This window comes from Novosphingobium sp. (genome assembly GCF_019748365.1).
Lineage (GTDB): Bacteria > Pseudomonadota > Alphaproteobacteria > Sphingomonadales > Sphingomonadaceae > Novosphingobium.
This window is the reverse complement of the sequence record NZ_JAIEPN010000065.1, coordinates 1-9,316: the sequence shown is the minus strand read 5'-3', so window position 1 is coordinate 9,316 and position 9,316 is coordinate 1. Positions and strand designations below refer to the sequence as shown.

Genomic DNA, 9,316 nt, shown 5'->3' with positions numbered 1-9,316 from the left:
CTAGCAGGACTGGCCCATTTTTAATCCGGTGCTACCGGCCGATCCGTGGCCCCTTTTATTCCCGGTGTTCTCACCTCGCCTTCGGCCGTGCGTTCGAAACGCGAAGCGGTGCCGGCAGGCGGATCGGGGAAGCTGCGATCAAGCCCCATGACCTGCGCCGCCTTGTGGTTGATCAGGTGGTCATGCGCGCTCCAGCGCAGATCGACCGGATTGTCCGGAAAGGCCGCATCCAGTGCCTCGCGCGTCGGCATCAACTGGTTGTAGGTGCCGTTGCCGACCAGCCACGCCCCCGGCGGCATGCGCGCGGCCTTCTCCTTGAGCCGCGCAATCACGGCCGCGCCGTCCTTCAGCGGCGGCACCTGGATATCGACGGTATGCGCCTCAACCTCGGCCATGCCGCCGACATGAGAATGCGCATCGATGAAGCCGGGGAGCATGGTGCGCCCCTTGAGATCGATCACGCGCGTGCGGGGTCCGCGCCAGCGGCGGACATCGCCGACCGCGACAATGCGGTTCCCGCGCACCGCCACGGCGCGGACCACGCGGTCAAGGCGATCGACCGTCACGATCTTGCCGTTGACGATGACGAGGTCCGCCGCTTGTGCCTGCCTCGCATCAACCTTGCCCGAAACCACTAGTGCCAGCGCCGCACCCAGACCGCACATCCGCCCCACAGCCATTCTGCCGCTCCCCCTCGCCATCTCCCGTCCGGCTGCAGTGTGGCGCGCACGGCGGGCAAAAAGCAAGGCGCCGGAGGTTGCCCCCCGGCGCCCGCCTCAGACCGGCTGGCACCCTTTCAAGCGCCGGACCGGTTCCCCCCGAATGATCAGAACTTGAAGCCGGCGGCGATGCCGTAGCGGCGCGGTTCCAGCGTGAAGACGTTGGTGAACAGACCCGAGGACTGGTCGGTCACGTAAAGACCGGTCACCGAGTTGTCGTTGGTGATGTTCTGGATGAACCCGCGGATGAACCACTTCTTGTCCGGACCATCGAGCTGCAGCTGGGCATTCAGCTGGGTGAACGAAGGGACCCTGTCGACAACGCTGTTGAAGATGGTGCCATCCGAATTGCCGGTGAAGGTCAGGTCAAAGCGCGGCGTCAAGGTGAGTGCGCCGATCGGCGCGGCGTACTGCACACCCGCCGCAAACTTGATCGACGGCGCATTGGGCAGCTTGTTGCCACGGATGTTGACCGGGATACCGGCCGATTCGACCGTCACCCCACCAATACCCGGCGCATTGCCGAGTGTCGGAGCGAGGGCGCTGAGCACGGCGCAGACCGAGTATGCACCCGACGAGGCGATACCGCCGCCGGCGGGGAACTGGGTGGTGCCCCGCAGACCGGCACCACCCGAAACACCGGGGATTGCTCCGTTGTTGATCAGGTTGTTCGCGGTGTTCACGAAGGCATTGACGCCAGCCACGTTGCCGGAGTTGGAGGCAACAGCGCAGTTCGAGGCGTTGGTGATATCCTTGATGATCACGGCATCGGCGCGGCCGGCACCAAAGTCACGCTGGTTCGACAGGAACTTGTCCTGCGAAACCTTGGTGTGGAGGTAGCTGAAGTTCATGTTGATCGTCAGCTCGCGGACCGGGCGGATAATCGCCTCGGCTTCAACGCCGTAGATGTTGGCATTCACGTTGTCGTTGACCGATGTACGCGCAACAATTCGCGACAGCTGAAGCCCCTTGTAGCTGTAGTAGAACCCGGTCAGGTTCAGCTGCAGCGCGCCATTGGCGAACGTGTTCTTCGAACCGATTTCAAACGCATTGATGAACTCGGGATTGAACGTCTCGGGCACTGCGAAGATGGGCTGCAGCGGCGGGTTGATACCGCCCGACTTGTAGCCGCGCGAATAGGATGCGTAGACGAGGTTGTCCGGCGTGATCTGGAAGTCCAGCACCGCACGGCCAGTCCATTCACCGAACTTTGCCTGCCGCTGCTGGATGACCTGGTTGCCGGCAAGACCCGGATCGGCGTCGAAGCTGCCGACAAACGGAGAATCGAAGATGTTTCCGGTGCCATAGGGAACAAGGAAGCTCGCCAGCGTCGAACGCGCCGTGATGCTCTTCTTGTCGTTGTTGTAGCGCAGACCGACGGTCAGCTTCAGACGGTCGTTCATCTTCCAGTAGGCTTCACCGAAGATGCCGAACGTGGTCAGCTTGTAGCCATCGCCAAGGGCGCCGTTGTTACGGAAGAACGGCGAGCCGAGATACGACGGCGCCAGCGGCGCGGGGGTGCCATCGGGGGCACGGTTGAACAGCGAGGTGAACGAGCCGAGAACGCCGGTGGCGTAATCAAGCCCGAACGAGTTCACGTAGTAGCTGTTCTCGGTGACCTTGTACTGGCCGTAGATACCGCCAAGCAGGAAGTTGACCGGTCCGTCGAACTTGCTGGTCAGCACGCCTTCCACGGTCCACGAGTTCTGACGCTGGATCGAGCGGTCGAAATCGAGCGGCGTGTTGGCGCAAACGCTGTGCCCGCCATAAACGCCTGTTCCGGTCGGTTCCGCCAACGAGGTGCAAAGCGGACCGCCGGGACCCTGCGGGATGAGCGCGCTCGAGATCGGACCGAAATAGGCCCGCTGGGTAGCGGCCGGGACCGGGAACAGCGCAGTGGGGATCACGCCCGCACCAAACGCGGCCAACGTCGAAAGACCGGCCGTGTAACCCGACCGGTCGGAAACAGCGAGGTTGTAGTCCTGCTGCGAATCGACGTTTGTCCGCTGATAGTTGCCAGTAATGCGCAGGTTCAGCTTATCGCCGATATCCTGGCGCCAAACGCCCTGCAGAACGGTTTCCGACGTGAAATAGGTCGGGTTGAAATCGGTGTTGACCACGCGCGGATCGGCTGGATTGACCGCATTGGCATAGACGCTGGGGCCATAGATGCTGCCGAGCGCAAACGATGTCGGCAGACCGCGGATGGCGAGGAATTCGCGGCTCGTCAGGATGTTGGCCAGCAGCGCGCCGCTGTTGGTGGTGCTGGTGCCGCGCGTGGTGTTGAGGCAGCCCAGGATACCGGTCGGATCCTCCTGGCAGTACTGCTTCTGGATGCGCATGCGGCTGTCGCGCTCACGGAAGTACTGGCCCATGAGTTCGATGGTGGTCCCGGACGAAGGCTGCCAGGTCAGCGAGCCGCGCAGACCGTACATGTTGCGGTCATCGATCTTGCTATTGTCGAACAGATTGCGCGTGTAGCCATCGCGCTTCAGATAAAAGCCGGCCGCGCGCACCGCGAGTGTATCGGTGAGCGGAACGTTGATCATCCCGCGCAGACGGACCGAATTGTAGTTGCCGTATTCTGCATCGCCCGAAGCGGCAAAGCCGTTGAGATCTGCCTTGGCGGTGCGGAAGTTGACCACGCCCGAGGTCGCGTTGCGGCCGAACAGGGTGCCCTGCGGACCGCGCAGGACTTCGACCTGCGCGAGATCGTAGAACTCGCCTTCGAACAGACGCGAGGCAAACAGCGGCGCATCGTTGATGTGAATAGCAGTCGCCTGGTCGCAGGTCACGCCGACGCAAAGGTCGCCGATGCCGCGGATGGCGAAGCTTGAAGAGGTAAAGTTCGTCTTGGTGAAGGTGATGTTGGGCAGCGAAAGCTGCAGATCGAGCGGGTTGCGGATCTGCTGCTTGTCGAGGTTTTCCTTGGTGAACGCACTGATCGCGATCGGCACCTGCTGCAGGCGCTGCGACTGGCGCTGCGCGGTAACGATGATTTCCTGAACGTCGAGGCTGGTATCGCCGCTGCCTGCGCTCTGCGCATTCTGCGCGAACGACGGCGAAGCGACTGCTGCTGCACACACACCTGCCAGCAGGGTAAGTTTACCCCTCATATCAATATCCTCTCTCTTCAGCGGGCGCCCATCATTTTTGAGGGTCGACCTTCTGCCTCTAGAACATAGCGGAAGACCTGCATTGTCAACCGCTCAATTAAATTTTGTCCTTTCCGTAGCGGCATGCGGCACCAAGGTGTGACCCGGCAGCAACCCTTTCGCCGCCGAAATGGTTTGAATCGCGAATCAATTTGGTAAATTCGCATCGCACTGTGATTGCCGCTCTTGCGTATCACATTGTGATGTGAGACAACGCACCTCATGTCCAGCGAACTCATCGACCGCATTCGTCGCCTCGTTATCGAAGGCGGCATGTCCCGTTCCGGCCTCGCCCGCGCGGCAGGGCTCCATGCCAACACCCTGCGCGATGCGGGCCTGCCCGGCTGGAACCCCACTGCCGATACGCTCGCCAAGCTAGAACGCGTGCTGAGCGAGAGCGACGACACCCCTGCCCTCGTCCCCATCGAGGAAATCATCGACGAGGCGCGCAACGGGCGCATGTTCATTCTGGTCGACGACGAGGACCGCGAGAACGAAGGCGATCTTGTCATCCCCGCGCAGATGGCCACGCCCGATGCGATCAACTTCATGGCAACGCACGGCCGCGGCCTGATCTGCCTCACCCTCACCCGCACCCGCACCGAGCAGCTCGGGCTTGAGCTGATGAGCCGCAACAACGGCACACGCCATGAAACCGCCTTCACCGTCTCGATCGAGGCGCGCGAGGGCGTGACGACCGGTATTTCCGCCGCCGACCGCGCGCGCACTGTCGCGGTCGCGATCGATGCATCCAAGACCAAGGACGACATCGTCACTCCGGGTCATGTGTTCCCGCTGATCGCGCGCGATGGCGGCGTCCTCGTGCGCGCCGGGCATACCGAGGCGGCGGTCGATATCTCGCGTCTTGCCGGGCTCAATCCCTCGGGTGTGATCTGCGAGATCATGAAGGACGATGGCACCATGGCGCGGATGGACGATCTCGTCCCCTTCGCACGGCGCCATGGCCTCAAGATGGGTACGATCCGCGATCTCATCGAATATCGCCGCCGCCACGACCACCTCGTCGAATGCGTAGACCAGCAGCCGTTCCAATCGGACTACGGCGGCGACTGGACGATCAAGACCTATCGCAACAAGATCGATGGCGTGGTCCACCTCGTGCTGCAGAAAGGGGCCGTGCGCCCCGATGCGCCCACGCTGGTGCGCATGCACGGCATCTCGATCCTCAATGACGTGCTCGGCCAGCCCGGCCCGCGCAAGCGCAGCCTGCAGCGCGCAATGAGCGAGATCGGCAACGCGGGTGCGGGGGTGATCGTGCTGCTCATGCCCGGTGGCAGCGAAGGACTTCAGGCCGAGATCGCCGGCCGCACTGGCGACATGGACTTGCGCAGCTATGGCATCGGCGCGCAGATCCTCGCGGACCTCGGCATCCACGACATGATCCTGCTGACCAATTCCCATCGCAACATCGTCGCCATTGAAGGCTACGGACTCAACATCGTCGGCGAACAGCCGATCACCGCGGAGTAAGCGCGCATGGCCAAGTTTCTCATCGTCGAAGCCCGTTTCTACGATCACCTCAACGACATGCTGGTGGCCGGCGCCCGCGCCGCGCTCGAAGCCGAGGGCCACAAGGTCGACGTGATCACCGTTCCGGGCGCGCTCGAGATTCCCGGCGCCATCGTGCTGGCGGACCAGTCCGGCCAGTATGAGGGCTATGTCGCGATCGGCGTGGTGATCCGGGGCGAGACCTATCACTTCGAGATCGTCGCGGGCGAAAGCGCGCGCGGCGTTATGGCGCTGACGATGGACGGCCTGGCGGTCGGCAACGGCATCCTGACGGTCGAGAACGAAGCGCAGGCGCTGGTCCGCGCTGATCCCGCGCAGAAGGACAAGGGTGGAGAGGCAGCAAAGGCGGCTCTCGCGCTTCTCGCGCTGCGGGCAAAGTTCGCCTGATCGGAGCCGATCGGCAACGCGGCAAAGACTTGCGGATTCCTGAGCGCGCACGGCGGCAATGAGCCCCCGATTCAATCGTTAATAATCGCGCACTACCCCGCTAGGGAGTGCCCCCTTCGATCCATGCAAGCCTTTGGTTTTCAGACAACGTTATCTCTCTCGCACACTGGCCGCACAATGAGTCGCACGGCCGGGGAAACCGGGGAGTACCGCTGCAATGTCGATCCGAATCAAAAGCCGTCGGGGCGGCTTGGCGCTGGCTGGAACCGTTACCGTGATGCTCCTGCTGATCGGCTTTGCCGTGCAGCATATCAGGGTGGGCAGTACGGTGCAGAACCGGATCGACCTGATTACCGGCTTCACTGCCGATATCCTCCCACCGCCGCTCTACATCGTCGAACCCGCGCTCAAAGCGCGGCAGGCGATCGATGATCCGGCGCATCTCGACCAGAACCGCGCCGATCTTGCCGAGCTCGAGAAGCAGTACCGCGCCAGCCTTGCGCGCTGGACGGCCGATGATGTCGATCGGGCGCTTGCCGGCGAATTGCGCACAGAGGTCGCGAAGGAAGCTGACGCCTTCTGGCAGGAAGTGAACGGGGTGCTGCTTCCGGCATTGAGCCAGGGCGATGCAGCCGGAGCCGAGGCCAGCAAGCAGAAACTCGATGCGATCTTCGCCCGCGAACGCAGTGCGATCCTGCTGCTCACCGAACATGCCACCGCCGCCCGCAACTCACTTGTCTCTTCCAGCTCGGCGACCGTGGCCGTGCTGCTGATCATGATCGGGCTAGCAGGCGCGGGCACGATCGCGCTGATCATGACTGCCGTGCGCCTGCTCAGTCGCCATGTGCTCGATCCGCTCGCAGGTACTGCCGAAATCATGTCCGCCATGGCCGCCGGTGATCTGGAGGCAAGCCGCCGCACCGACCACCGCAGCGACGAGATCGGCGAAATGACCCGCGCGATCGAAGTGTTCCGCAGCGCCGCCAAGGCGCAGCGCGAGGATGCAGAGAAGCAGGCCCTTGTCGTTGCCCGGATGGGGTCAGCGCTGGGCCAGCTTGCCGAAGGCGATCTCGTCCACCGCATCGAGCCCGCCTTCCCCGCCGAATACGAGGAACTGCGCGGCGCCTACAATGCTGCAGCCGAACGGCTCGACAGCGTGCTGGCCCGTGTCGGCGGCACGGCCACCAGCGTGAATACAGGTGCTGCCGAAATCCGAAGCGCGTCGGGTGATCTTGCCAATCGAAACCAGAGCCAGGCCGCCAGCGTCGAGGAATCGAGCGCAGCCATGAAGCGTGTTGCCACACTGGTCTCCGCCACGGCGAACCGCACCCGCGAAGTTGAAGCCGAGATCGCCATGACCACGCAGGATGCCGAGGCCGGCGGCGCGCTCGTCACCGAGGCGATGGCCGCGATGAGCGCGATCGAGCGCTCGTCGCAGGAGATCGGCCAGATTGTCGACCTCATCGATTCGATCGCCTTCCAAACCAACCTGCTCGCGCTCAATGCCGGGGTCGAAGCCGCGCGTGCCGGAGACGCAGGCAAAGGCTTCGCAGTCGTCGCCACCGAAGTGCGCGCCTTGGCCCAGCGCAGTGCCGATGCGGCGAGCGAGATCCGCACGCTGATCGCAACAAGCTCGCGCGAGGTTGCCGGCGGCGTATCGCTCGTCAGCCGGACCGGCGAGGCGCTGGGCGCGATGGTCGGCCGGGTCGGCCAGCTGGCGAAGTTGATGGCCGAAATCGCGCTCGCTACGCAGGACCAGTCGACCAGCCTCGATCAGGTAAGCGCGACCGTCTCGGGCATGGACACGATGACGCAGCGCAACGCCGCTATGGTCGAGCAGACGGCCGCCGCCGCGCGCTCGCTGGCAGACGAGGCAGGGGAGCTTGCCACGGCAGTCGCCCGCTTCCGCACCTCGGCGAGGGCAGCCCCCGCACGCCCGCGCGCCCTGGCAGCCTGAGAGGCGCGGTTTCGCTTGCGTTTTACCCCTCGCTGACATAGGGGCCGCCGGTCTGCAGCAGGGGCATGCCTCCGCTTCGGATATCTGCCACGGCATTCGGCCCGGCAGATGGTTCGGCCCCTTGCCCCGGGTCCGCATGGTGCGGAAACTCGGAGAAAGACCGGCGGAGACAACCGCCTGGCCGGAAACAGCGATAACAGGAATACCAGCAATGGCATCTCATCCCACGCGCGACGATTTCGCCGCGATGCTCGACGAAACCCTCGGCGGCGCCGCCAATGGCGGTTTTGAAGGCCGGGTCGTCAAAGGCACCGTCACCGCCATCGAAAACGACAAGGCCGTCATCGACGTCGGTCTCAAGAGCGAAGGCCGCGTGCCGCTTCGCGAATTCGCGATGCCCGGCCAGCCGCATGGTCTTTCGGTCGGTGACGAAGTCGAAGTCTACGTCGACCGCGTCGAGAACGCTGACGGCGAAGCGATGCTCAGCCGCGATCGCGCCCGCCGCGAAGCCGCCTGGGACAAGCTCGAGAACGAATTCGGCGAAGGCAAGCGCGTCGAGGGCGTGATCTTTGGCCGTGTCAAGGGCGGCTTCACCGTCGATCTCGACGGCGCCGTGGCCTTCCTCCCCGGCTCGCAGGTCGATATCCGCCCGGTCCGCGACGTGACCCCGCTGATGGACATGCCGCAGCCCTTCCAGATCCTCAAGATGGACCGCCGCCGCGGCAACATCGTCGTCTCGCGCCGCGCCGTTCTCGAGGAAACCCGCGCCGAGCAGCGTTCGGGCCTGATCCAGAACCTCAAGGAAGGCCAGATCATCGACGGCGTGGTCAAGAACATCACCGATTACGGTGCGTTCGTGGATCTCGGCGGCATCGACGGCCTGCTCCACGTGACGGACATGAGCTACAAGCGCGTCAACCACCCGTCGGAAGTCATCGCCATCGGCGATACCGTCCGCGTCCAGATCATCCGCATCAACCAGGACACGCAGCGCATCAGCCTCGGCATGAAGCAGCTTGAAAGCGATCCGTGGGATGGCGTTGCCGCCAAGTACCCGGTCGGTGCGAAGCTGCACGGCGTTGTCACCAACATCACCGAATACGGCGCATTCGTCGAACTGGAAGCGGGCATCGAAGGCCTCGTCCACGTCTTCGAAATGTCGTGGACCAAGAAGAACGTCCACCCCGGCAAGATCGTCTCGACCTCGCAGGAAGTCGACGTGCTCGTGCTCGAGGTCGACAGCGACAAGCGCCGCATCAGCCTCGGCCTCAAGCAGGCGCAGCAGAACCCCTGGGAAGCCTTCGCCGAAGCGCACCCCGTCGGCTCGACCGTCGAGGGTGAAGTCAAGAACGCGACCGAGTTCGGCCTGTTCATCGGCCTCGATGGCGACGTCGACGGCATGGTCCACATGTCGGACATCGCCTGGGGCATCTCGGGCGAGGACGCGCTGGCGCTGCACCGCAAGGGCGAGCAGGTTTCGGCCATCGTGCTCGACGTCGATGTCGAGAAGGAGCGCATCTCGCTTGGCATGAAGCAGCTTGAAAAGGGCGCTCCGGCGGCCGGCGGCG

General features: G+C 63.9%; 6 protein-coding genes. 4 read left to right on the top strand and 2 right to left on the bottom strand.

The features are described 5' to 3' along the window. Window positions 1–20: 20 nt before the first annotated feature. Window positions 21–680 carry an amidohydrolase family protein gene (locus K5Q19_RS08755; RefSeq protein ID WP_292943597.1) on the bottom strand — a complete coding sequence of 220 codons (660 nt, stop codon included), beginning with the start codon at window positions 678–680 and terminating at the stop codon, window positions 21–23. A 146-nt stretch (window positions 681–826) separates the two neighbouring features. After that, window positions 827–3,835: a TonB-dependent receptor gene (locus K5Q19_RS08750; RefSeq protein ID WP_292943594.1), complete on the bottom strand. Its 3,009-nt coding sequence runs from the start codon at window positions 3,833–3,835 to the stop codon at window positions 827–829. A gap of 261 nt (window positions 3,836–4,096) precedes the next feature. Here K5Q19_RS08750 and ribB point away from each other — a divergent pair, with 261 nt between their 5' ends. From ribB to K5Q19_RS08730, 4 genes are all read left to right on the top strand, one after another. Beyond that, window positions 4,097–5,365 carry a 3,4-dihydroxy-2-butanone-4-phosphate synthase gene (ribB, locus tag K5Q19_RS08745; protein WP_292943592.1) on the top strand — a complete coding sequence of 423 codons (1,269 nt, stop codon included), beginning with the start codon at window positions 4,097–4,099 and terminating at the stop codon, window positions 5,363–5,365. 6 nt (window positions 5,366–5,371) lie between these two features. Further along, window positions 5,372–5,791 carry a 6,7-dimethyl-8-ribityllumazine synthase gene (gene ribH / locus K5Q19_RS08740; RefSeq protein ID WP_292943590.1) on the top strand — a complete coding sequence of 140 codons (420 nt, stop codon included), beginning with the start codon at window positions 5,372–5,374 and terminating at the stop codon, window positions 5,789–5,791. A gap of 277 nt (window positions 5,792–6,068) precedes the next feature. Further along, the gene (locus tag K5Q19_RS08735; protein WP_292943600.1) at window positions 6,069–7,748 is read left to right on the top strand and encodes a methyl-accepting chemotaxis protein; all 1,680 of its coding nucleotides are present in this window, start codon (window positions 6,069–6,071) and stop codon (window positions 7,746–7,748) included. Window positions 7,749–7,959: 211 nt separating this feature from the next. Beyond that, a partial coding sequence (locus K5Q19_RS08730; RefSeq protein WP_292943551.1) for a 30S ribosomal protein S1 occupies window positions 7,960–9,316 on the top strand: 1,357 nt, incomplete at its 3' end.